21 protein-coding genes are annotated in these 21,892 nt (G+C 65.1%); 9 read left to right on the top strand and 12 right to left on the bottom strand.

Annotated features, from left to right (window positions below; translation table 11 throughout):
- Positions 1 to 220: 220 nt before the first annotated feature.
- Together F2P45_RS02285 and leuA are read left to right on the top strand one after the other, a co-directional pair.
- Complete coding sequence (locus F2P45_RS02285) at positions 221 to 580, top strand: DUF1428 domain-containing protein (RefSeq protein ID WP_166870199.1); 360 nt, start codon at positions 221 to 223, stop codon at positions 578 to 580.
- A gap of 377 nt (positions 581 to 957) precedes the next feature.
- The gene (leuA, locus tag F2P45_RS02290; protein ID WP_166870144.1) at positions 958 to 2,643 is read left to right on the top strand and encodes a 2-isopropylmalate synthase; all 1,686 of its coding nucleotides are present in this window, start codon (positions 958 to 960) and stop codon (positions 2,641 to 2,643) included.
- Between the two features lie 43 nt (positions 2,644 to 2,686).
- Here leuA and F2P45_RS02295 read toward each other — a convergent pair whose 3' ends face one another.
- From F2P45_RS02295 to F2P45_RS02320, 6 genes are all read right to left on the bottom strand, one after another.
- Positions 2,687 to 3,919 carry an ATP-binding protein gene (locus F2P45_RS02295; protein WP_166870145.1) on the bottom strand — a complete coding sequence of 411 codons (1,233 nt, stop codon included), beginning with the start codon at positions 3,917 to 3,919 and terminating at the stop codon, positions 2,687 to 2,689.
- Positions 3,919 to 4,812 (bottom strand): tetratricopeptide repeat protein, encoded by an 894-nt coding sequence (locus tag F2P45_RS02300; RefSeq protein ID WP_166870146.1) that lies wholly within the window; start codon positions 4,810 to 4,812, stop codon positions 3,919 to 3,921. Before F2P45_RS02300 ends, F2P45_RS02295 begins: the two co-directional genes overlap by 1 nt.
- The gene (locus F2P45_RS02305) at positions 4,809 to 5,273 is read right to left on the bottom strand and encodes a hypothetical protein (RefSeq protein ID WP_166870147.1); all 465 of its coding nucleotides are present in this window, start codon (positions 5,271 to 5,273) and stop codon (positions 4,809 to 4,811) included. The genes F2P45_RS02300 and F2P45_RS02305 overlap by 4 nt, the downstream gene beginning before the upstream one ends.
- Before the next feature lie 113 nt (positions 5,274 to 5,386).
- Positions 5,387 to 6,067 (bottom strand): haloacid dehalogenase type II, encoded by a 681-nt coding sequence (locus F2P45_RS02310; RefSeq protein ID WP_166870148.1) that lies wholly within the window; start codon positions 6,065 to 6,067, stop codon positions 5,387 to 5,389.
- Positions 6,068 to 6,177: 110 nt separating this feature from the next.
- Entirely contained in the window at positions 6,178 to 6,534 is a 357-nt protein-coding gene (locus F2P45_RS37435; RefSeq protein WP_308613263.1) for an SUKH-3 domain-containing protein, read from the bottom strand.
- Between the two features lie 117 nt (positions 6,535 to 6,651).
- Positions 6,652 to 7,086, bottom strand: a complete 435-nt coding sequence (locus F2P45_RS02320; protein WP_166870150.1) for a hypothetical protein — start codon at positions 7,084 to 7,086, stop codon at positions 6,652 to 6,654.
- A gap of 356 nt (positions 7,087 to 7,442) precedes the next feature.
- Here F2P45_RS02320 and F2P45_RS02325 point away from each other — a divergent pair, with 356 nt between their 5' ends.
- Positions 7,443 to 7,970 (top strand): hypothetical protein, encoded by a 528-nt coding sequence (locus tag F2P45_RS02325; RefSeq protein ID WP_166870151.1) that lies wholly within the window; start codon positions 7,443 to 7,445, stop codon positions 7,968 to 7,970.
- Between the two features lie 483 nt (positions 7,971 to 8,453).
- Here F2P45_RS02325 and F2P45_RS02330 read toward each other — a convergent pair whose 3' ends face one another.
- From F2P45_RS02330 to egtD, 3 genes are read right to left on the bottom strand one after another with little or no spacing between them, the layout of a single operon-like run.
- Positions 8,454 to 9,389 carry a YihY/virulence factor BrkB family protein gene (locus F2P45_RS02330; protein WP_166870152.1) on the bottom strand — a complete coding sequence of 312 codons (936 nt, stop codon included), beginning with the start codon at positions 9,387 to 9,389 and terminating at the stop codon, positions 8,454 to 8,456.
- Positions 9,386 to 10,591, bottom strand: coding sequence for an ergothioneine biosynthesis protein EgtB (gene egtB, locus F2P45_RS02335; protein WP_370663198.1), 1,206 nt, complete (start codon positions 10,589 to 10,591; stop codon positions 9,386 to 9,388). Before egtB ends, F2P45_RS02330 begins: the two co-directional genes overlap by 4 nt.
- A gap of 2 nt (positions 10,592 to 10,593) precedes the next feature.
- Positions 10,594 to 11,559 carry an L-histidine N(alpha)-methyltransferase gene (egtD, locus tag F2P45_RS02340; RefSeq protein WP_166870201.1) on the bottom strand — a complete coding sequence of 322 codons (966 nt, stop codon included), beginning with the start codon at positions 11,557 to 11,559 and terminating at the stop codon, positions 10,594 to 10,596.
- A 137-nt stretch (positions 11,560 to 11,696) separates the two neighbouring features.
- Here egtD and F2P45_RS02345 point away from each other — a divergent pair, with 137 nt between their 5' ends.
- From F2P45_RS02345 to F2P45_RS02370, 6 genes are all read left to right on the top strand, one after another.
- Entirely contained in the window at positions 11,697 to 12,584 is an 888-nt protein-coding gene (locus F2P45_RS02345; protein ID WP_166870154.1) for a putative selenate ABC transporter substrate-binding protein, read from the top strand.
- 29 nt (positions 12,585 to 12,613) lie between these two features.
- Entirely contained in the window at positions 12,614 to 13,429 is an 816-nt protein-coding gene (locus F2P45_RS02350; protein ID WP_166870155.1) for a phosphonate ABC transporter ATP-binding protein, read from the top strand.
- Between the two features lie 4 nt (positions 13,430 to 13,433).
- The gene (locus F2P45_RS02355) at positions 13,434 to 14,264 is read left to right on the top strand and encodes a PhnE/PtxC family ABC transporter permease (protein ID WP_166870156.1); all 831 of its coding nucleotides are present in this window, start codon (positions 13,434 to 13,436) and stop codon (positions 14,262 to 14,264) included.
- A complete protein-coding gene (gene phnE / locus F2P45_RS02360) occupies positions 14,261 to 15,052 on the top strand; it encodes a phosphonate ABC transporter, permease protein PhnE (protein WP_166870157.1) in 792 nt (263 codons plus the stop codon). Before F2P45_RS02355 ends, phnE begins: the two co-directional genes overlap by 4 nt.
- Positions 15,053 to 15,083: 31 nt before the next feature.
- Positions 15,084 to 15,740: an ABC transporter ATP-binding protein gene (locus F2P45_RS02365; protein WP_166870158.1), complete on the top strand. Its 657-nt coding sequence runs from the start codon at positions 15,084 to 15,086 to the stop codon at positions 15,738 to 15,740.
- A 175-nt stretch (positions 15,741 to 15,915) separates the two neighbouring features.
- Positions 15,916 to 16,203 carry a hypothetical protein gene (locus tag F2P45_RS02370; RefSeq protein ID WP_054263205.1) on the top strand — a complete coding sequence of 96 codons (288 nt, stop codon included), beginning with the start codon at positions 15,916 to 15,918 and terminating at the stop codon, positions 16,201 to 16,203.
- 125 nt (positions 16,204 to 16,328) lie between these two features.
- Here the strand turns inward: F2P45_RS02370 and F2P45_RS02375 are convergent, their stop codons facing one another.
- The 3 genes from F2P45_RS02375 to F2P45_RS02385 form a co-directional block, all read right to left on the bottom strand.
- Positions 16,329 to 17,084, bottom strand: coding sequence for a GNAT family N-acetyltransferase (locus tag F2P45_RS02375; RefSeq protein ID WP_166870160.1), 756 nt, complete (start codon positions 17,082 to 17,084; stop codon positions 16,329 to 16,331).
- 102 nt (positions 17,085 to 17,186) lie between these two features.
- On the bottom strand, positions 17,187 to 17,906 hold the full coding sequence (locus F2P45_RS36705; protein ID WP_267877328.1) for a hypothetical protein: 720 nt from the start codon (positions 17,904 to 17,906) through the stop codon (positions 17,187 to 17,189).
- Between the two features lie 186 nt (positions 17,907 to 18,092).
- Entirely contained in the window at positions 18,093 to 21,830 is a 3,738-nt protein-coding gene (locus F2P45_RS02385) for an ATP-binding protein (protein WP_166870161.1), read from the bottom strand.
- Positions 21,831 to 21,892: the final 62 nt, after the last annotated feature.

Consider the following 21,892-nt stretch of genomic DNA (forward strand, 5'->3'; position numbering starts at 1 on the left):
ATATAGTGCAATATTACAATATTTCCACACGAATTTATTCAATCGACAAGCTATTTACTGCACCGCTAGCAACAAAAAGGCAATGCAATTCGCCAGGCGCGCGCTATGGAGGGCGAAATGCAACATTGGCAATTTAATTTGGGTATGGTGCGCAGCCGTGGATGCGGGACGGGTATGATCGTTTGTACGTACCCACCTTGTGCAGCGACAGGAGAACATGATGGCTTATGTCGATGGTTTCGTCCTTCCCCTCCCCACCAGCAATCTCGAAAGCTACCGCGCCATGGCGACCACCTGCGGCGCGATCTGGCGCGAACACGGCGCGCTGCAGTACCGCGAATGCATCGCCGATGACGTCAAGCCCGGCAAACTGACCTCCTTTCCCCAAAGCGTCAACCTGCAGCCGGGCGAAACCGTGGTGTTTTCCTGGATCGTGTACGCATCGCGCGCCCACCGCGACGAAGTCAACGACAAGGTCATGAAAGACCCGCGCATGGCCGACTTCATGAAAGGCACCGACATGCCCTTCGACGGCAAGCGCATGATCTACGGCGGCTTCGACATGTTTCTCGACCTGTAGCATCGGCGGCCTGGCGGCGGCGGTTTGCACGCGTTGCACATCAGCGCTTGACAAGCCGGCGCGGCCTGACGTACAGTGAACTTATGTCTTCCTCCCTGCATCTGTCGTCTTTCCCCCTGCTCGCTGGCGCGCTATCGCTAGCGACGCTACTAGCTGCACGCGCGTAATTACTCCGCAGTGCGCCGCCCGGCTCCCCGCCGGCGATGTTGTAAAACCCCAGGAAAGCTCGACCCATGTTCGCATCCGTCTCCATCACGCAGTTCCTACTGCTAAAGCTACCGATCGGTTGCCTGGCCTAGCGAATCCGTGGCCGCCCGGCAGCCTGTCGCCACACCGCCGCCCGGCCCTTATCCGCTTTCGCCAAACAGGAGTACCCCATGATGTTGCAGAATCCGTCGTCCAAATACCGCGCCTTCCCTCCAGTCAATTTGTCCGCCCGCCAGTGGCCGGATAAGGCCATCACCCGTCCGCCGATCTGGATGAGCACCGACCTGCGCGACGGCAACCAGGCTCTGATCGAGCCGATGAGCCCGGAGAAAAAACTGCGTTTCTTCGAGATGCTGGTCAAGATCGGCCTCAAGGAAATCGAAGTCGGTTTTCCGTCCGCCTCCCAGACCGACTTCGATTTCGTGCGCAAGCTGATCGATGAAGACCGCATTCCCGAGGACGTGACCATCATCGTGCTGACCCAGTCGCGCGAAGAACTGATCCGCCGCACGGTCGACTCCGCCGTGGGCGCGCGCCGTGCCATCGTGCACTTGTATAACTCGGTGGCGCCGGTGTTCCGCAAGGTCGTGTTCGGCATGACGCGCGAGCAGATCACCGGGATCGCCGTCAGCGGCACCAAGCTGGTCAAGGAACTGGTCAAGCAGCATCCGCAGACCGACTGGGGCTTCGAATACACGCCGGAATCGTTTTCGACCACGGAACTCGATTTCTCCAAGCACATCTGCGACGCCGTCAGCGATATCTGGCAGCCGACTCCGCACAACAAGATGATCGTCAACCTGCCTTCCACCGTGGAATGCAGCACGCCGAACGTGTACGCGGACCAGATCGAGTGGATGTCGCGCAAGCTGGCGCGGCGCGATTCGCTGATCATCAGCGTCCATCCGCACAACGACCGCGGCACGGCGGTGGCATCGGCCGAGCTGGCCATCATGGCGGGCGCCGACCGGGTCGAAGGCTGCCTGTTCGGCAACGGCGAGCGCACCGGCAATGTCGACCTGGTCACCCTGGCGATGAATCTGTACACCCAGGGCGTGCATCCGGGACTCGATTTCTCCGATATCGATGCCGTGCGCCAGGTGGTGGAAGAATGCAACCAGTTGCCGGTGCATCCGCGTCATCCGTATGCGGGCGATCTGGTGTTCACCGCATTCTCCGGTTCGCATCAGGATGCGATCAAGAAAGGCTTTGCCCAGCAAAAGCCGAATACCTTGTGGGAAGTGCCATATTTGCCGATCGATCCGGCCGATATGGGGCGCAATTACGACGCGGTGATTCGCGTCAACAGCCAGTCCGGCAAGGGCGGGATGGCGTATCTGCTGGAACAGGAATTCGGCTTGAGCCTGCCGCGCCGCTTGCAGATCGAGTTCAGCCGGGCGGTACAGGCGGTGGCCGACGCCAGCGGACGCGAGATTGCGGCCAAGGAAATTCATGCCATCTTCTGCAGCGAGTATTTTGACCAGGCCAGCCCGTACGCCTACAGCGCGCACAAGATGGTGGAAGACAGCAGCAGCGACGAGCCGGTGCAGATCGATATCACCCTGGCGCACCGCCAGGCCAGCCTGAGTTTGCAGGGTGGCGGCAACGGGCCGATCGACGCCTTCGTCAACGCGCTGGGGCTCGATATCAAGCTGATGGATTACCACGAGCACGCGATCGGCTCGGGTGCGAATGCCAAGGCGGCGTGTTATGTGGAATTGCGCCTGGAGAATGGTCCGACCATGTTCGGCGCGGGGATCGACAGCAATATCGTGACGGCCTCGTTCAAGGCGGTGCTCAGTGCGGTGAACCGCCAGTTGCTGCGGGCGGAGAAAGAGCTGGCGGTAGCGGGCTAAACCGGTCGCCGTCCCCGCCCATCGGCGCGGGGACGGCGCAAGATCAAATGAACTTGGTCTTCTTCAAGTACTTTTCCACATCGCGATAACTGTCATCGCTGCCCGCGTAGCGCACCAGATTGCGCGCCGTTTTCAGCCACTCCACGGTGGACGGCTGCATTGCATCGAGCGCGTACGCAATATCGCCCGGCCCGATCGGCCGCTCCGGATTGCCCGCCAAAATATCGTGAATCGCGCTCTCCTTGGCCAGGTCGATCACGCCATCGATATCCGCGCCTGAAAAATGCGGTGTCGCCGCCACCAGCGCATCGACATCCACGCCTTCCACCGGCACTTCGCGCAGCTTGATGTTGATGATGTGCTTGCGCGCTTCGGCGTCCGGCGGCGGCACGAACAGCTGGCGCGCAAAGCGCCCGGTGCGTTTCATCGCCTGGTCCACATCCCACGGCATATTGGTCGCCGCCAGGAACAGCACGTCGCGGTTGTCGCGCTCGAAACCGTCGAGCTGCGACAGGAACTCATTCACGATAGTGCGGCTGTGCTCGCTCTGCGCCTTGGAACGCGAAAACGCCAGCGCATCGAGCTCGTCGAAAAACAGCACGCACGGCTTTTGCGCGCGCGCCTTTTCGAACAGTTGCGCCAGGTTGCGCTCGCTCTCGCCCATCCACATATTCAACACTTCGCTGATGCCGACCGACACGAACGAGGCATTGCACTCGTTCGCAATGGCGCGCGCGATCATGGTCTTGCCGCAGCCCGGCGGGCCGTACAGCAAAATCCCGCCGCCGCCCTGCTTCTTGAACTTGGCAAACAGCGAGGGACGCAAAAACGGCTCGATGATGTGCAGGCGCAGCATCTTCTTCAAGTCTTCCATCCCGCCCACGTCGGCAAAGCGCACCGCGTCCGGCGCTTGCGGCTTGAGCGGCACCACATTGGCGGCCTGCCCCACCAGCGACAGCGCCGGACCCGAGGCCGGACGCGCACTCTGCTGCAACTGTTCCAGCGCCGGCACCGGCACGAAGCCATCCTGCTGGCGCGCGCGGCCGTAGGCGGCCAGCGCATCGCTGTTGCTGCCAAGCGCCAGCAGCGCCTGCGCCTTGCCGCTCGAGGCGGCCGCCCCCGGCGACTGCCGTTCGGCCAGCTCGAACTGCACCAGCGCGGCGCCGGCATCGTGTTCGTCGAGCAGCAGGCGGGCGTAGGCGAGCCGGTTGGCAGTGTTGAACGGATCGCTTACCAGCGACGCTTCATATTGTTCACGCGACATAGTCATGGTCATCAAATTCCTGCGCGGCGTTTCAGCCAGCGCTTGAGCAAAGAGGGGAAAATCCAGGAGTACGCACAATACCCGATCAGGAAGATATTGAGCGGCCCGAGGATGTGCGGGGCAATCTTGCCGGCGCCACTGAACACGGCCACCATCGTCACCCACAGGACCACCGATGCCGCCCAGCCCCAGCGGTTGAATGGCCACAGCGGCAGCATGCTCCAGTGGCTCAGGGCATCGAGTTCGACCACCAGCCCGAGGATCTCGCGCGAGCCCGGATTGAGTTTCAGCAGTTCGATGGCAATCCGCTTGGCTGCCCGGTATTTGCCACGATGCACCAGATGGGTGATCAGCATGTGCGCCGTGCCGGCGCTTTCGGGATGGCGGCTCATCAAGGCCGCCAGGCGTTCCTGCTCGGCGCCTTTGCGGCCGTCGATCAGGTCGCCCATCATGCAGGCGATCAGGGCCAGTTCATCGTCCGGATCGAGGCGCAGCGCTTCGTGCGCCAGCGCCTTGGCCTTGTCGAGATGCCTGGTGCGGTACATCAGCATGGCGTAGCGCGCGTAATGATGGCCGGACTCGGGATAGTCCCTGAGCAAGTCGATCAGCACCGTTTCGGCGGCCGGCAGTTCGCCGCTTTCCTGGTACAGGGTGGCGAGCAGCGAGCGGCCCGCGTAGTGGTCGGGCTCGCGGCTGAGCACGCGCAGCAAGGCGCTGCGCGCGGCGTCCGGCTGGCCGGTCAGGTAATCGAGCAGCGCCGCGTGGTACAGCAGGTCGCTGTCGTCGGGATACTGGCCCAGCGCCTCGGCCAGCTCGTCGCGGGCTTGCACATGGCGGTTGCGCTCGATCAGGCCGCGCACGCGCCGGCTGTAGTCGTGCGCCGAAAACACACCATGATCGTTCATGAGAGGCCTGCCAGGATGTAAAACTCCAGCGCCTTCTTCATGCCGTACGCCAGCAGTGCGCAGGCGATCGCCGGAATCCAGGGCGACGGCGTGGTGCTGGCGAACAAGGCGGCGGAACGGTGTTGCTTGCGGTGCATGAGATATACGATTCCCATCAGCGCCAGCGCCAGTGCGCGCCACAAGGCGTCCGCCGCGCTCCCGCCGATGAGATCGATCAGCCGCGCCAGCGGCGCATAGCCGGTCATGAAGGCGACCAGGTAGGACACAGCCAGCGCCAGCCCGGCCACATACAGCAGCGCGTCGAGCGGCCGCCGGAGTTTCCAGGAATTGAGCGCCGAATACAGGATGATCGCAAACGGCCCGCCGAAAAACGCGAGCACAAAGGACGATTGCACCGAATACAGGTTGGCGGCGGGCGCCGCGGAGGGCGAGAGCGACGGAGTAAGCAGGCTTTCGCGCATGGCGTGTTGTATGAAGTAAATAAAAAATGATGACGCGACATGGTGGCGCGAAACCGAATCCGCATCATACGCAAGTTTCGCGCCGCCTTCCAGTTAGTTGGCCGATGCGGGCGTCAGCGCAGGGCGAGCAACCAGTCGGCCATGGCGGCCAGTTCGGGCACGACGATGGCGGGCGTGGCGCCGAGCTCTTCGAGCGGGCCGCCATCGCGATTGACCCAGCATACCGGAAAGCCGAACAAACTGGCCGCACTCGCATCCCAGCCATTGGCGGAGACATACAGGATGTTCTCGCGCGGATAGCCGGCGCGCTGCTCGGCCAGCAGGTAAATCTTGCGGTGCGGCTTGAATACCTCGGCCTCGTCGACGCTGACGAACTGGTCGAAGGCCCATTTCATGCCCGAGTTCGCCACCACCTGGCTGATGGTGTTGCGCGAACCGTTCGAGGCGATCAGCATCGGCACGCCGGCGTCGCGCAGGCGGCGCAGGGTCGAGGGCATGTCGGAATGGGGATCGAGGCGCAGGTACTGGTCGCTGAGCTGGCGCACGGTGCCCTCCAGTAGCGGCAGGCCCAGCTTGGCGCAGGTAAAGCGCAGCGCGTCTTCGGTGACGGTCTCGAAGTCGGCGTAGCGCTCCATCAGGCTGCGCAGCCAGGTGTACTCCATCTGGGTCTGGCGCCACAGGCGGGCGATGGCCTCGCCGTGGCCGGGGTAGGCTTGCTCGCAGGCTTGGGACACCGAGTGCACATCGTACAGGGTGCCGTACAGGTCGAAGATAATCGCGTGGATTTTTTGCATGGGCGCCCTCCTCTGTCGTTACAGCCAATGTACCATTTTCGAGGAGAACTTCCTGTCTGCGGGGCGCGCGCTGTTGTATTGGCGGGCCTGGGCGCGAGCGGATTTGGAGGCTATGGCAGTTCCGGCATCTGGCGCCGGTCGAACAGATTGCTCATGCCGTCCTGTACATCGGTCCCGATGAGGCACAAAAAATCGTCGTAGCCGCCCAGCATGCGGCCCGATTCGGACAACATCAGCGTCATGTAGCGGTTGTACGCCATGCCGATAACGATCAGTTTTTCGTGCACGCGCGCTTTCATAGTCGATGACCGTCGCGCGGCTGGTGTAGTAGATCGCCTGCGCCGGATCGAAGTCGATGCGGTCGCACACGCCCGCGACCCGATACGCCGGCATGTCGCCGCCAAGTCCGCCGAAACGCTGGGAAAATCGCTTTGTCTGCGGGAACAGTGTGTAGCCGTCCGCGACAAGACAGGCGAGGAAAGGCGCCGGATCGACCGCGCGATGGTCGGTCCATCGCATTTTTCTCAGAAAATCGTACGTGGTTTTTTCGAATTTCATCTGCATATTGTTGCTTGCCTCCCCTTTCACGCCAGCGTCATCGCGCTCATCGCCGGGCTTTCACCGGCCTTTTCCAGCAATCCCTTGAGCCACTCGCATTCTTGTTTTGTTCCGGTGAAAACAATCCCCGCTTCATGCTTGAGCAAGGCATAGGCGGCGATCAGCTCAAGGTCGAGGGCGCTGCGCAGGACCTTGACGGCATTGAATGCCGATTGCGCACGGCCCATCCGGACCGTCCACGTGCCGAATGCCGCCAGCATGCGGGCGCGCGGTTCCGGCTGAAGAAATCCGGTGTCGTCCGACTCCCGGATCAAACCGCAATGGAGGCAACGGAACGCTTCATCACTGCGCAAGATGCCAGTGCGCCCCCCATAGCCAAGCCGTAGCGAGGCCGTTCGGGAGCATCGGCGGCATGCGACCTCCCGCACCAGATCGTTATCGGCGCAGGGTTCTGTCGTCATGGGTACACCGGCTATCCCGTTCATTGGCGTTCTTGCGGAGACAAAAAACCAACATCATGGGCTACCCCGCTTCAATTGACAACGCCCTTTGCCAAGCCGCATATTTACACTGACATGTAAATGGTTGCGTGTAAAACGCTGTTTTTGACACAGTCGCCGCGCCGTATTGACCCTCTTCGCCCCGGATAATCACCCAATCCTGGCGCGGCGGCCCTGGCACGAAACTTGATATGGATCATCTACCTGCATGCGTTTGACTCTGGTGACGTTGCGTTCGGCATTCGCCGATCGGCGCCGTCCCGATCGCCCTGACGACAGCAGTAACCGAGCAAGATAACGTCGATACGGAGGAAGTAATGCCAGACTATTCCAGCAAGTCCGAACTGCAAGCCGCAGTCACCCGCGCACTGGGCCGGCGCAGCGGCAGCGAGACCCTCAAAGCCATCGCTTACTGGAAAGAAACCGGCACCTTCTGGGCACTCAAGCAAGACGGTTTCCTGAGCGAACAGGAGATGGCGTCGCTGCGCAAGGAACTGGGAACGGCGCAGGTGTATCACGCCTGGCTGAGCACCTGCGACATCGACTGGACCGCCGCCACCGGGCTGCGTGCCCGCATGGTCGGCGTATCGGCGCATCTGAACAAGATGACGCCGCCGGCCGACTGGAGCGGCCTGACGGCGGCCGCCAATTGCGACTGCAGTATCGACTGCGCGTTTGAAATGGAGCGCGTGCCCGTTGACGATCCCGTCAGCGACACCCGGGCGGTGCAGGCGGCCTGGTGGACCTTCATGAGCGACATTCCGTTCGAACAGTTCGACCTGCCGATCCAGAATGCCAACCCGCTGTTCGGCTTGACGCAGGGACGGGCGACCTACTCCGCCTGAACCCGGGAAAAGCCGGGGCACGCGGGGAAGCGCTCCTGGTCGAGCACGTGTCCTCAGCCTGGAGCACCCGGCTTGCTCCGCTATGCCAGCACCAACGATCAATTTCACAGATCGCCCGCATAGCGCATCGAGGCACAGTGACGGTTGCCGCGATCCCTGAAGAAGAACCGAAAACCCGGACGAAAAAAAAGCCCGCCGAAGCGAGCTCTAATCCAATGTATTACCAATGCTTTAATCGTGTCCCAGGCGCCCATGCTATCTGCGTGGTGCCCTGACGTGTAAATCGACTACCGTATTCGGAATTACAAATCCAGGCGGTTGCGACCTTCTACCTTTGCGACATTACACATATTGCGCGGCGGTGCAGGCTCCGGATAGGGTTTCGGTTCGTTTGAACCTCACCACTGAACGCAGTGTAGCACAGGATTGTGCGATGCAGCAAACTCTATCGCATCATTTCGCATCATTTCGCATCATTTCGCATCATTTCGCCGGCCGGGTCGTCATCGGTATCGGTTCCTTGTGCTGCTCGTTGCGCCCCGCCCGCTCGTATTCCGAAATCACCTGCGCGCCGAACAGCAGTAAAGTTGCCCCGATCTCCAGGCTGAACATGACCACGATCGCGGTCGTCATCGACCCATACACCATGTTCACCTGCGACAAGGTCGAAAAGTACCAGACCAGCACATGGCGCGCGATTTCCCACAGCAGCGCCGCCGTCACCCCGCCAATGAGCGCGTGCGACAGCGACAACCGCCCGACCGGCATCACCAGGTAGATGGAACTGAGCACCAGGATTTCCCCGCTCAGCCCCAGGCAGTACAGCAGCACGCCCGACACGCCGCCGAGCGACCATTCGTAGCCGAGGAAGTGCACGCTCTCCTCGCCCATCACCTGCAAGGTGCCCGCCACCAGGGTGACGATCATGATGCCGGCGCCAAGCGCCAGGATATAACAGTAAGGCAGGATCGCCGAGATCAGGAAGCGCCTGCGCCGGATCGCCACCCGGTGATGGAAGATCACGCTCATCGCGTTTTCCAGCGCGGTGAACGCCAGCGAGCTGAAAAACAGCATGCTGGCAAACAGCACCCAGGTCACCAGGTCGCGGTCTTCCATGAAATGCGCCAGTTCGCCCACGATGGCTTTCGACTGCCCCGGCACCAGCCACTCCAGATAACGCCCCAGGGTGGACAGCAACTCGGCCTGGTCGATGAAGTGCGACAGCGCCACCACCACCAGCATCAGGAACGGCACGATCGACAGCAGCGCGTAATAGGCCACCGCGCCGGCCAGCAGCAAGCCCTGGTTGGCCTTGAAGCCCTTGAGCGTCTGCCACGTGAATTCGAGCGGATGGGCCAGCACGTAGGCGTTCGCGCGGCGGTTCAGAATACGCAGGCGCAGCCCTTTCGACACCTTCATCGGGCCAGCCTGACGCCGGTGAACTGCCAGCGCGCCCCGGCCGGGAAGAAATTGCGGTAGCTGGCGCGCGCGTGGCCCGGCGGCGTGGCGCACGAGGAGCCGCGCAGCACATACTGGTTGAGCATGAATTTGCCGTTGTATTCGCCCAGCGCGCCGGGCGCGCAGGCGTAGCCCGGATACGGCGCGTAGCTGCTGCTGGTCCACTGCCAGCACTCGCCGAACATCTGCTGCAAGCCCTCGCCCTGCGGCGCGCAAGCCGGATGCAGGCCGCCCGTGGCCGTGCCGCTGCCGGCGCAAGCGACTTCCCACTCCGCCTCGGTCGGCAGGCGCGCGTCCATCCAGTGCGCAAAGGCGTCGGCTTCATACAGCGACAAGTGCGTGGCCGGCCGCGCCGCATCGAGCGGCTGCAAGCCATGCAGGGTAAATTCGTGCCACTGCCCGTGCGCGTCGCGCTGCCAGTACAGCGGGTGCGCCAGTTTCAGCTCGCACACACGGTCCCAGCCCTCGGACAACCACAGCGCCGGCTCGCGGTAGCCGCCGGCCTCGATGAAGGCCAGGTACTCGCCATTGGTGACCAGGCGCGACGCCAGCGCGAACGGCGCCACATACTGGCGGTGGCGCGGAAGTTCGTTATCGAAGCAAAAGCCGGTAGCCGCATGCCCGATATCGGCCAGGCCGCCGTCAAAAGCGATCCACGCCAGCGGCGCGGCCGACGGCGCCCTTGGCAGCGCGCTATCCATGTAGGCCGGCCACATGGCGTTCTGCGCCAGCATGTGCTTCACATCGGTGAGGATCAGTTCCTGGTGCTGCTGCTCGTGCTGCAAACCGAGTGCCAGGAGGTGCAGCAGGTCGTCGCCCGGCTGCGCCGCCAGCAAGCGCGCCACGCGCGCATCCACATTGGCGCGGTAGGCGCGCACCTCGCGCATGGCGGGGCGCGTCAGCAAGGAGCGCTGGGCGCGCGGATGGCGTTCGCCGATGCCGTTGTAATAGGAGTTGAACAGCACCCGGAAGGCCGGATGAAACGGCGCGAAGCCTTCTTCGAAGCGCTCCAGTACAAACGTCTCGAAAAACCAGGTGGTATGCGCCAGGTGCCATTTGACCGGGCTGGCGTCCGGCATCGACTGCGCGCCGCAGTCTTCGTCCGAGAGCGGCTCGGCCAGCATCAGCGAGCGTTTGCGCACGCCGTCGTAAAGGTCGCGCATGCTCATCGCGGTATGGCACGCGCGTAAATGACGGCGAACCACTGATCGGGATCGGTCCACACATGCACGCTGCGAAATCCACCCTGCTCGAGCAAGCCGACCGCCGCGCTCTGACGGTACTTGTAGCTGTTCTCGGTATGAATCCGCTCGCCCGCCGCAAACAAGCGCTCGCCGCCCGGCCAGCGCACGGTGAGCGCTTCGCGCGCTTCCAGGTGCATCTCGACCCGGCTCTCGTCGCGATTGAAAAAGCCGCGGTGGCGCCACTGCGCCACGTTGAAATCGGCGCCCATCAGCTGGTTCACATGGCGCAGGATGTTCAGGTTGAAGGCCGCCGTGACGCCGATGGCGTCGTCGTAGGCGGCGTCCAGCGTGGCGGAGTCCTTCACCAGGTCGATCCCGATCAGCAGCGCGCCGTCGTCGTCGCACTGGCCGCGCAGACGGCCCAGGAAAGCGCGCGCCTGCTCCGGCGTGTAGTTGCCGATCGACGAACCGGGATACAGGAACAGCCGCTTTTCGGTGCGCACCACCCCCGGCAATTCGAGCCGCTCCGAAAAATCGAGCCCCAGCCCGGTCATCTCGATATGCGGAAAACGCTGCTGCAGCCGTTCGATCGACTCGCGCAGGAAATCGTACGAGATGTCGATAGCCACATACTGGGCCGGATGCAGCAGCGGGAACAGGCGCGCCGCCTTCACGCAACTGCCCGCTCCCAGGTCGATCAGGGTGGCGCCGGGACCGGCCGCGCGCGCGATTTCGGCACCGTGGCGCACCGCGATGGCCGCTTCGGTGCGGGTCGGATAGTATTCGGGCAGCTCGCAAATGGCCTCGAACAGGCGCGAGCCGAGCGCGTCGTAGAGGAATTTGGGCGAAATCGCCGCCTCGCGGCCGAGCAGGCCGGCACGCAGTTCGGAAGCGATGGCGGCGCTGGGGCGCTCGTCGCGCGCGTCGGGCTGGCTGGAGGTCGGCATAGTTTTATTGGTCAATCGAAATCGCTGCATGGGTGTTTTTGTTATCATAGCTGAATATCCCGTATTTCACGGTCTGCCCGGCGTTCAAGCGTGCTCGCTTGCCGGCTCCCCCATCGACCTTCCCAGGACAGGCAACCATGACCATTTTCTCCACCCGGCGCACCCTCAACACCATGCTGGCTGCATCAATCGGCGCCACCCTGCTGCTGGCCGGCGCCAGCGCGATCGCCCAGGTCACCCCGGGCGTGCTGCGCGTGTCGGCCATTCCCGACGAAGCGCCGACCGAATTGCAGCGCAAGTTCAAGCCGCTGGGCGACTACCTGGCCAAGGCCACCGGCCTGAAAGTCGAATTCACCCCGGTTACCGATTATCCGGCCGCCGTCGAAGGCCTGGTCAACAAGCGCCTCGACCTGGTCTGGTTCGGCGGCTTTACCTTCGTGCAGGCCAATGTGCGCAGCAAGGGCCAGGTCACGCCGCTGGTGCAGCGCCAGGAAGATACCGCCTTCCGCTCGGTGTTCGTCACCACCAAGGCCGACATCAACAAGCTCGAAGACCTCAAGGGCAAGACCTTGAGCTTCGGTTCCGAGTCGTCCACCTCGGGCCACCTGATGCCGCGTTCTTACCTGCTGGCCGCCAGGATCGATCCGGACGCCGACCTCAAACGCGTGGCCTACTCCGGCGCGCACGACGCCACCGTGGCCGCTGTCGCCGGCGGCAAGGTCGATGCGGGCGCACTCAATATCTCGGTCTGGGAAAAACTGGTCGCCGAGAAGAAGGTCGATGCGGCCGCCGTGCGCGTGTTCTACACCACCCCGGGCTACTTCGACTACAACTGGACCGTGCGTTCCGACATGCCGGCCGCGATGAAGAAGAAGCTGACCGACGCCTTCCTCGCGCTCGACAAGTCCACCCCGGAAGGCAAGGAAATCCTGGAACTGCAAAAAGCGACCAAGTTCGTGCCGACCACGCCCGACAATTACAAGTCGATCGAAGCGGCCGCGCGCAGCGCCAAGCTGCTCAAGTAAGCGACCTGGCAAGCGAAAGCGGCGCGCGCATGACCACCTACCGGCTCGAACAACTCACCGTGCATCACCAGGCCGGCGCGCGCGCGCCGGCCCTGCGCGAGATCGACCTGGTGGTGGCGCAGGGCGAGCAGCTGGCCGTGATCGGCCCTTCGGGTGCCGGCAAGACCACCTTGCTGCACACCCTGGCCTGCGCCCACGCGCCGGCCGGCGGTTTGTTCCAGGCCTTCGGCCGGGAGCCGTGGGCCTTGAGCGGCAAGGCGCGCCACGCCTTGCGCGCCAAGCTGTTCCTGGCGCCGCAAACGCCGCCCCTGCCGCCGCGCCAGCGCGTGGTCAGCGCGGTGCTGGCGGCGCGCCTGCCGCACTGGAGCCTGTCCCAGGCCCTGTCCTCCCTGTTCAAGCCAGTCGATCCGGATGCCGCCTACGATGCGCTGGCCCGCTTCGGCCTTGGCGACAAACTGTATGCGCGGGTCGACCGCCTGTCGGGCGGCGAGCGCCAGCGCTGCGGCCTGGCGCGCCTGCTGCTGTCGTCGGCCAAGGTGTTCCTGGTCGACGAGCCGCTCTCCGCGCTAGACCCGGCCCTGTCGCAACTGACCCTGTCGGCCCTGCAGCGGGAAGCGGCCAGCCGCAACGCCACCCTGATCTGCAGCCTGCACCAGGTGGAGATGGCGCGCGCCAATTTTGACCGCATCGTCGGCCTGCGCGACGGCCGCATCGTCTTCGATTGCGCGCGCGACGACGTCAGCGACGCCATGATCGCCGCCCTGTACCAGAACGAAGCGGTCGCGCCGCATCCGGCGCAAGCGCACGAGACACCGGAGCGCCTGGCCATCGGCGCCTGCTTCTAAGCGCATGCCCGTGTCCCTCCAACGGCATCCGGACCCGGCATGGCGCGCGCGCGTGGCCATGCTCGCCATCGGCGCCGCGCTGCTGTGGCCCGCCATGGTGTTCAGCGAATTCAAGCCCTGGATCCTGTTCGACCTGCAAAGCCTGAAGGCAGCCGGCGAGTTCCTGGTTGGCTTCCTCACGCCGGCGCATTCGCCTGAGTTCTTGTGGATGGTGCTGCGCGAAACCTGGCAAACGGTGGCCATCGCCACCGCCGGCCTGACCCTGGCGCTGCTCGGCGCCATCCCCGCCACCCTGATCGTCACCGAGCGCCTGTCGGTATCGCGCCTGGGCAGCGGGCGCATGCACTGGGCCGCCGGCCTGCTGCGCCAGGTAGTGCGCTGGGTGCTGGTGCTGCTGCGCAGCGTGCCCGAACTGGTCTGGGCGATCCTGTTCGTGCGCGTGGTGGGCCTGGGCCCGACCGCCGGCGTGCTGGCAATCGCCCTGACCTATTGCGGCATGCTGGGCAAGGTGTACGCCGAAATCCTCGAATCGTCCGACGCCCACGCCACCGAAACGCTGCTGGCCAACGGCGCCTCGCGCCTGTCCGCGCTGCTGTACGGCGCGCTGCCCGATTCCAGCGCCGAACTGGTCTCGTACACGGTCTACCGCTGGGAGTGCGCCATCCGCGGTTCGGCGGTGATCGGTTTTGTGGGCGCCGGCGGACTCGGTCAGCGCATGGATGAATCGACCCGCATGATGGCCGGCGGCGAAGTGTGCACCATGCTGATCATGTTCGTGCTGCTGGTGGCGGTGGCCGATGCGGTCTCCAGGATGCTGCGCCGGAGGCTCGGATGACGCGCCGCCTGCCCGCCGCGCCGCCGCGCCAGTTCTCGACCTGGCTGCTGGGCGCGGGCCTGGTGGCGCTGGTGGTGGCCAGCTTCGCCTCGCTGCCGCTGCAATGGTCGGCCTTTTTCTCGCCCGACGCGGCCACGGTGACGATGGAATTCCTGGCCGGCTTCGCCCCGCCCGAGACCGCGCCGGCCTTTTTGCGCAAGACTGCGCTGGCCGCGCTGGAGACGCTGTCGATGTCGGCCATCGGCACCCTGCTGGCGGTGGGCGGCGGCCTGGCGCTGTCGCTGCCGGCCTCCGGGCGCGTCAAGCGCGTGCAGCGCATCGTTGCGCGCGCCGTGCTTAACGTGCTGCGCTCGATCCCGGAACTGGTGTGGGCCTCGCTGCTGCTGGTGGCCGCCGGCCTGGGTCCGTTCGCCGGCACCCTGGCGCTGGCCGCGCATACCAGCGGCGTGCTCGGACGCCTGTTCGCCGACGCGCTCGAAAACACCGACCCGCACCCGCAACGCTCGCTGGTCGCCAACGGCGCCTCGCCGGGCGCCGCGTTCTGCTACGCCACCCTGCCGCAAACGCTGCCCCAGATGCTGTCGTATACCTTGTACCGCTGGGAGAACAATATCCGCGCCGCCGCCGTGCTGGGCGTGGTCGGCGCCGGCGGCCTTGGCCAGATGCTCAAATTTCACCTGTCGCTGTTCCAGATGCAAAGCGCGGCCACCGTCATCATCGCCATGCTGCTGCTGGTGGCGCTGGTCGACGCGGCCAGCTTCGCACTGCGCCGCGCCATAACCCGCTAACCGCTCACCGCATCCACCAGGCTACCCACCCATGCTCGAACTGCGCGATCTCGCCAAGACCTACAACGGCCGCCCTGTCCTGAACCGCCTCTCGCATCACTTCAAGGCCGGCGAATTCGTCGCCATCATGGGCGAGTCCGGGGTCGGCAAGTCGACCCTGCTGAACCTCATCGCCGGGCTCGACGCGCCCGACAGCGGCGACATCGTGATCGACGGCCAGTCCATGTCGGCCCTCGACGACAATGCCGCGACAAGCTTGCGCCGCACCCGCATGGGTTTCATCTTCCAGGCCTTCCACGTGCTGCCGCACCTGACCCTGGAACAGAATGTGGCCCTGCCGCTGCTGCTCAACGGCCAAAGCCAGGAACGCGCCGCCGCCATGCTGGCCGCGGTCGGGTTGAAAGGACGCGGCGGCGATTTTCCGCGCCAGCTGTCGGGCGGCGAAATGCAGCGCGTGGCCATCGCGCGCGCGCTGGTGCACCGGCCCGCTTTGGTGCTGGCCGACGAACCAACCGGAAACCTCGATCCCGAGACCGCCGACAGCATTCTGGCGCTGCTTCGCGACGAAGTCAAAGCCAGCGGCGCTTCCGCCATCATGGTCACACATTCTCACGCCGCCGCCGCGCAAGCCGACAAAACCCTCATTTTGACCCGCTCAGGATTGCAAATTGTGCAAGATGTGCGTTAAAAGCCGCATTTCCATCGTTTAATTTATCAACTTTGCTGCGAGTATATTCTTTCGGTAGTATTATCGAACCAAACCCGCGATGCATGAAATATATCCGAATGTAACAAACGGGTTGAAGTTGACCAACAGTCGATCAGTCCCCCATCAATGAAAAAATAATCTTTGGAGGAGTACGATGAACGTACGGCAAAAGAAACTGGAAATGATCGAGGCGATGAACCGCGCTCGAGCGCTCGAACCATCGAGCTTTGTGCCGAACAAGCTGCTCGACACCTTGATCGAAAAGATGAACCTCAAGAACGATGCGGAGTTGTGCCGCGTGCTGGAAGTGCAGCCGCCAATCATCAGCAAGATCCGTCACCGAAAACTGGCCGTGGGTGCGACGATTTTACTGCGCATGCACGAAAAGTCGGATATGAGCATCCGCGACTTGAAGGACTTGTCCAACGCGTCAATGCACTAGGCGGCAAAGCATGCTGCCTGGCGCCGGCAGCGCATTGTCCGGCGCCCGTTGTAGCGGCACATAGCAAGGCTTCATCTCTTCGCAGTCCCTGCTGCATCCACACCGAACCCCCGTGCGGACGCCAGCTACTCCACTCCGTAATGCCTCGCGTAGCGGCTGTCCAGGTTCGCCAGCGGCAGCAGCAAGAACACATCCGCACTCTCGAAATCAGGATCCCAGGCCGGCTCGCCGCACAGCCACGCGCCCGATCGCACATAGCCCTTGATCAGCGCCGGCACCTGCGCCCGGGCTGCGGCTTCCAGCGCGCGGATCGGAAACGGCAAGTGCGGCGTGACCCGGTATTCGGCCGGCGCGGCGTGCTTGTAGATCAGCGACTGGTATACCGCCACCGCATTGTGGCCGCCGTCTGCCACGCTCATGCTGGCGCAACCGGCCAGGAAATCGCAGCGCTCGCGCCGCATGTAGTCGGCCAGGCCCGCCCACAGCAGCATGATCACGCTGCCGCCCCGGTATTTGGGATGGATGCAGGCGCGTCCCGCTTCGATGATGCGGTTGCGCAGGTGGTTCAGGCGCCCGAGGTCGAATTCGTTTTCGGCGTACAGGCGGCCGACCAGGCGTGCCTTGGCGGGACTGAGCACGCGGTAGGTGCCCACCACCTTCAGGGTGGAGGCGTCGCGCACGATCAGGTGGTCGCAGTGCTCGTCGAATTCATCGCGGTCGAGCCGCTCGGGGTTGACCAGCGCGGCCAGCCCCATCGTCTCGATGAAAACCTTGTAGCGCAGGCGCTGTACCTCGCGCACTTCGGCGGGCGTCGATGCCAGGCTCAGGATCAGCCGTGGGGCGTGCGACTTTGTCTCTGGGGCGGGATGGAGGTTTTGCATGCTTCGTCCTTTTGAGTAGCAACGAAGCACAGACTAACCGGCTAATTTGTCATGACAGTGACAGCCGCGTGTCACCTTGATGACACGCGGCGCAGCGCAGGCTTACTCGCTTTTCGGGCGGCCGGTCTTGAGCTGCGGAAGGCTCGACAGCACTTTTTGCAGGGTCGCGATATCGAGGTCGCTGATCAGGGCCACGCCGATGCGCAGCAGTTCGCTCTTTTTGATCTCGAAGCCGGCCTTCAGGCAGGCTTTCTTGACCTGGCCGAGCACCGCGTACTCCTGCTCCGGCATGGTGAAGCTGTCGCGTACCAGCTTGGCCTTGCGCGCCTTGTCGCGCGCGCCGACGTCGCCCTCGGCCGCCGGTGCGGCCTGCTTTGGCGCAGCCTTCGCCGGCGTGGCCGCGCTGCGTTTCGGGGCTGGCTTGGCCGCCTCGGACTTGACTGCCGCCGGCTTGCTTGCCGGCTTGGCCGCTGCCGGCTTGACTGGCGCCGTCCTGGCTGCAACCGGCTTGGCTGCAATAGACTTCGCTGCGATCGGCTTGGCCGCTGCCGGCTTGGCCGCCATCTTCTTGTCCGCCGCCGGCTTGACCTGGGCCGCTTTGGCGAGCGGCGTCTTTACGTCAGCTTTGAGCGCTGCTTTGGTGCTGGCCCTGGCCGGCGCCTTGGCCGCGGCTTTCGCGGCCGGCTTGGCCACCGCTTTCGAGGCAGCTGGCGTGGCGCCGGCTTTTTTCGGCGTGGTCCTGGCGGCGCGTGCCGCCGGTGCGACCTCTTTCAGGTCGGGGATGGTGTGTCCATTGGTCTTGGCGCTTGCTGTCTTGGTCATTGAGCGACTCCGTTCGATATCGATTTAAACAGTATATATCATTTACTCAATTGCCGACGCGCAGCACTTTTTTTGAGTTCATGCAACATTACGGCAACTCGCCGCAAAATGCCGCACGGTGCAACCCTCGCTGCCCCGAATATTGACCTGGATCACATTCCACAAAGAAATATTTGCAGGATTGCGTCACTGCTTGTGCGATTCCGCCAACTCCGGATAGCGGCGCAGCAAATCGCTCGCCTTGGCCAGCGCACCCCAGGCACCCCAGGCCCGCAGCGCGCGCCGGCCGTACCCGATGGCGCCGTCATCGTCGCCGCGTTCGCGGCAGCAGGCCGCCGCCAGCTCGCAGGCCAGCGCCGCGTTCTGCACGAAGCCGCCCGCCGTGGCCGATGCGATCGCCGCCTCGTAGCCTTCCATCGCGGCGGCCGGATTGCCGTCGATGCGCGCCAGTTCGGCGCCCACCAGCAGATAGCGGTTGGCGAAATTGACGGGGCACGAAGCCGCCCACCCGGCCAGCAGCGCGTGCTTGTCGCACACCGCGTCAAACAGGCGGCGCCGGCGCGCAGGCGAAGCCGCCCGGTACAGCGCCGTCATCGCCAGTGCATGATAAAAGTGATGGGTGGTTTCGTTGAGCGAGGCCAGGAAGAAATGCAGGTTGGCCGCCGCCGCTTCGGCCGCCGCCAGCGCTTCCTCGTAGCGGCCGAAGGCATAGGCCACCACCTGCTGCATCAGCAGGTAGCGCGCGCGCGCCGCGCCGAAACTGCCCTGGCCGAAGTCGGCGATGGCACCGCCGGCATCGACGGCGCCGTCCTCGCCGATGAAGGTCGCGGCCAGCTGTTCGTAGCCGCGCAAAAGGCGCAGCAGCGCGTGGTTGCCGTGGCGCCGCGCAAAGCCCTGATAATGCGCCGCCATCTGGCGCACGGCCGCCAGCGGCAGGCCGGCCTCGAACGCATTCCAGGTCGCCACGTGGGCCGCGTAGCCGGCGTGCGGCAGGTCGCCCGCGCGCTCGCAGCTGGCAAAGGCATCGCGCAGCGGCTCGACGCTGGTGGCGATCGGGTCGCGCCAGGAGTGGATGTAGGCCGCATGCACGAAGCGCAGGCGCCCGCTGCGCTTGGACGGCGGCGCGTTGAACTGCACCTGTTCGATGGCCAGCGCCGAAAACGCGAAGGCCTCCTCGATCGCGCCCAGCGACACCAGCAGGATCGCGTAGCGCGAATAGATCATGCAGGACGATTCGGTGCGCCCGTGCGTGAGCGTGTAGTTGAGCGCCTTGGCCGCCAGCAGGAAGTACAGCTCCGGACGCGCCGAAAACACGGGCGAGCCGACATCGGACAACAGCTCGGCCACGATCGCCACTTCCGGATCGGTGCTGGCCGGCAGCGCGCCCAGGCTGGCGATGCCGCGCCCGTCCATGCGCTGCGCAATCGCGGCGCGTTCTTCGCGCAGGGCCCAGTCGATTTCGGCGCGCGCCGACGGAAAGCGCACGCCGAACAGCGCCAGCGCGTCGAGCGCCACCGCTACCGCCTGGTCGAAGCGCCCGCGCAACTGGTACACGGCCAGGCGCAGCAGCGCCACCCGGGCCAGGTCGATGCGCGAGCGCGCCTGCTCCACCAGCAGCTCGAACAGGCGCCCGGCGCGCTCCAGGTGGCCGCACAGGTATTCGCATTCGGCCAGCGCGGCGTACATGGCATAGGTGCCGTCCAGGTCATCTTTCCAGGCGCGCGAGGGCGTCAGGCCGGCCGCCAGGCTGAAGTAATTGCGCGCCGAATCGTAGGCGATGGCGTTGCGTGCCTTGGCTCCGGCCAGCGCGTTCAGGTGCGCCAGTTCGCGCAGCTCGCGCGGCGCGCTCATTGCGGCGCGCGCCCGGTTCAGGTGATGCACGATGTCGAACACGTGCTGATCGAGTGCGTCAAGCGCCACGTTCTCGCGCAGCAGGCGCCCGATATGCAAGTGCCGCTCGGGCAGCGACGACGGCGCGATCATCGAGTACGCTCCCTCCCGCACGCGGTCGTGGGCGAAGCGGTAATTGCCCGGCTCGCGCACGATCAATCCCAGGCGCGCCGCCGGCCACAGGGTTTCGTCGGTCTCGAGCAGCGACATGCCCGACACCAGCGCGATGGTGTCGAGGCCCGCGTCGGGGCCGAGGCAGGCCAGCAGCTTGACCAGGTCGAGCGTGCAGGCGGGCAGCTGGCCCAGGCGCGCCACCATCAGGTCGATCACGTTGTCGGAGAAGGAGCGCGCGGCAATCGCCTGCGCATCCCACTCCCAGCGCTCGTCCTCGTCGTTAAACCGCAGCAGGCGGTTTTCGCCCAGGCGGGTCAGGAACTGCAGGGTGAAGAACGGATTGCCGGCCGTCTTGGGGAACACCAGCGCCGCCAGCGGAGCGGCCTCCGCGACATCGCAATCGAGCGCCGCGGCCACCAGTTCGCAGGCCTGCGCGCGGTCCAGCGCTTCGAGCACGATCTCGTTGACGTCGGCGCGCACCCCGGCGCCCGCGGCCAGCATGGCGTCGTGCGCCAGCGCCATCGGGTGCCCGCCACCCTCCTCGCGCGTGCGCCAGGCGCAGATGACCAGCACATGGTCCATGCCGGGATGGGTGAGCAGGTGCGAGAGCAGCTTCAGGCTGGCCTGATCGATCCACTGCACGTCGTCGAGGCACAGCAGCAGTGCCGTGCCGGGGCGCCGGCAGGCTTGCAGGAAGCGCCGGAACACGCTGTCGAAGCGGCTCTGCGCTTCCGGCGGCGCCAGCGGCGGCGGGCCCGGATGGGTGCCGATCACCAGCGCCAGCTCGGGAATCAGGTCGAGCATCAGGCGCGCGTTGGGGCCGAGCGCCGCCGCCAGCGCGCTGCGCCACGGCGCCAGCGCGGCCTCGCCCTCGTCCAGGCGCTTGCGCACCAGCGACTGGAAGGCCTGGGCCAGGGTGGCGTACGGAATGTCGCGCTGGCGCTGGTCGAATTTGCCGGCAATGACGGTGGCCTCGAGCGCCGCATCGGAATGGCGCAGGGCCGCCACCAGCGCCGACTTGCCGGTGCCGGCGCGGCCCGATACCAGCACCAGTTGCGGCGCGGCCCCGGCCGCCGCGCGCCGGTGCGCCTCGTCCAGCAGCGCCAGTTGTTGGGCGCGCCCGACCAGCACCGCCGGAATGCGCACGCGCAGCGCGCCGTCGTGGCAGCCCAGCACGAACGGTTCGACCCGGCCCTGCGCTTCGAGCATCGAGCGGCAGTGCTGCAGGTCGGCGTACAGCCCGGCCGCGCTCTGGTAGCGCTGTCCGGGATCGGGAGCGAGCAGGCGCGCCACGATCGAGGAACAGATGCGGTCGACGCCCGGACGGCGCCGGGGCTGCTCCTGCTCCCGCGCGCCCGCCTCGGCCTCGCCGGCGCCGGCGGCGGGTGCCGGCTCGCCGCTCAGCAAGTGATACAGCACCTGGCCGAGCCGCACCAGGTCGGCCTGCGGATCGCCCGGGCCGTCGAGCTGCGTGGCGCGGCCGAAGCCGGTCAGGCGCACGCTCGCCGTGGCCGGATCGAACAGGATGCGGGAGGCGTCCAGGTCGTGGTGGACCAGGCGGCTGTGGTGCGCATGCGACACCGCCAGCGTGATGGCGGCCGCCAGCGCCAGGAAATCGGGCAGGTCGAGCGGACTGGAAGGCAGAGCGAGCGGCGCGCCGCCGCTGTCGGCCAGCACCAGGGTGACGCTGGCGCCATCGGCCCGGTGCAGCAGCGCCAGCGGGGTTGCGGCCCAGGCGCTGTCGAGCACTTCGCGCAGGGCGTATTCGTGTTCCATGCAGGGTGCATCAGGGTGCGCTGCGGCGCGCACCGCCAGCAGTACCGGCAGGCGGTCGGCGTCGCGCAGCGCGCGCAGCAGGACCGATTGCGGATCCGCGCGCAAGGTGTCGATCACGGTGTATCCGTGCGGGGCCTGGGTCAAGGTCACCTCTTGTTTTTGTCGTACAAACGCCGTTCTCCGATCAGGCGTTGACGATTATGCCA

It is taken from the genome of Massilia mucilaginosa, assembly GCF_011682145.1.
GTDB classification, from domain to species: domain Bacteria; phylum Pseudomonadota; class Gammaproteobacteria; order Burkholderiales; family Burkholderiaceae_D; genus Telluria_A; species Telluria_A mucilaginosa.

Bases quoted from the DNA above. Each gene is read 5' to 3' on its own strand.
- F2P45_RS02285 (WP_166870199.1), top strand. From the start codon at position 221: ATGGCTTATGTCGATGGTTTCGTCCTTCCCCTCCCCACCAGCAATCTC.
- leuA (WP_166870144.1), top strand. From the start codon at position 958: ATGATGTTGCAGAATCCGTCGTCCAAATACCGCGCCTTCCCTCCAGTC.
- F2P45_RS02295 (WP_166870145.1), bottom strand. From the start codon at position 3,919: ATGACCATGACTATGTCGCGTGAACAATATGAAGCGTCGCTGGTAAGC.
- F2P45_RS02300 (WP_166870146.1), bottom strand. From the start codon at position 4,812: ATGAACGATCATGGTGTGTTTTCGGCGCACGACTACAGCCGGCGCGTG.
- F2P45_RS02305 (WP_166870147.1), bottom strand. From the start codon at position 5,273: ATGCGCGAAAGCCTGCTTACTCCGTCGCTCTCGCCCTCCGCGGCGCCC.
- F2P45_RS02310 (WP_166870148.1), bottom strand. From the start codon at position 6,067: ATGCAAAAAATCCACGCGATTATCTTCGACCTGTACGGCACCCTGTAC.
- F2P45_RS02320 (WP_166870150.1), bottom strand. From the start codon at position 7,086: ATGACGACAGAACCCTGCGCCGATAACGATCTGGTGCGGGAGGTCGCA.
- F2P45_RS02325 (WP_166870151.1), top strand. From the start codon at position 7,443: ATGCCAGACTATTCCAGCAAGTCCGAACTGCAAGCCGCAGTCACCCGC.
- F2P45_RS02330 (WP_166870152.1), bottom strand. From the start codon at position 9,389: ATGAAGGTGTCGAAAGGGCTGCGCCTGCGTATTCTGAACCGCCGCGCG.
- egtB (WP_370663198.1), bottom strand. From the start codon at position 10,591: ATGCGCGACCTTTACGACGGCGTGCGCAAACGCTCGCTGATGCTGGCC.
- egtD (WP_166870201.1), bottom strand. From the start codon at position 11,559: ATGCCGACCTCCAGCCAGCCCGACGCGCGCGACGAGCGCCCCAGCGCC.
- F2P45_RS02345 (WP_166870154.1), top strand. From the start codon at position 11,697: ATGACCATTTTCTCCACCCGGCGCACCCTCAACACCATGCTGGCTGCA.
- F2P45_RS02350 (WP_166870155.1), top strand. From the start codon at position 12,614: ATGACCACCTACCGGCTCGAACAACTCACCGTGCATCACCAGGCCGGC.
- F2P45_RS02355 (WP_166870156.1), top strand. From the start codon at position 13,434: ATGCCCGTGTCCCTCCAACGGCATCCGGACCCGGCATGGCGCGCGCGC.
- phnE (WP_166870157.1), top strand. From the start codon at position 14,261: ATGACGCGCCGCCTGCCCGCCGCGCCGCCGCGCCAGTTCTCGACCTGG.
- F2P45_RS02365 (WP_166870158.1), top strand. From the start codon at position 15,084: ATGCTCGAACTGCGCGATCTCGCCAAGACCTACAACGGCCGCCCTGTC.
- F2P45_RS02370 (WP_054263205.1), top strand. From the start codon at position 15,916: ATGAACGTACGGCAAAAGAAACTGGAAATGATCGAGGCGATGAACCGC.
- F2P45_RS02375 (WP_166870160.1), bottom strand. From the start codon at position 17,084: ATGCAAAACCTCCATCCCGCCCCAGAGACAAAGTCGCACGCCCCACGG.
- F2P45_RS36705 (WP_267877328.1), bottom strand. From the start codon at position 17,906: ATGACCAAGACAGCAAGCGCCAAGACCAATGGACACACCATCCCCGAC.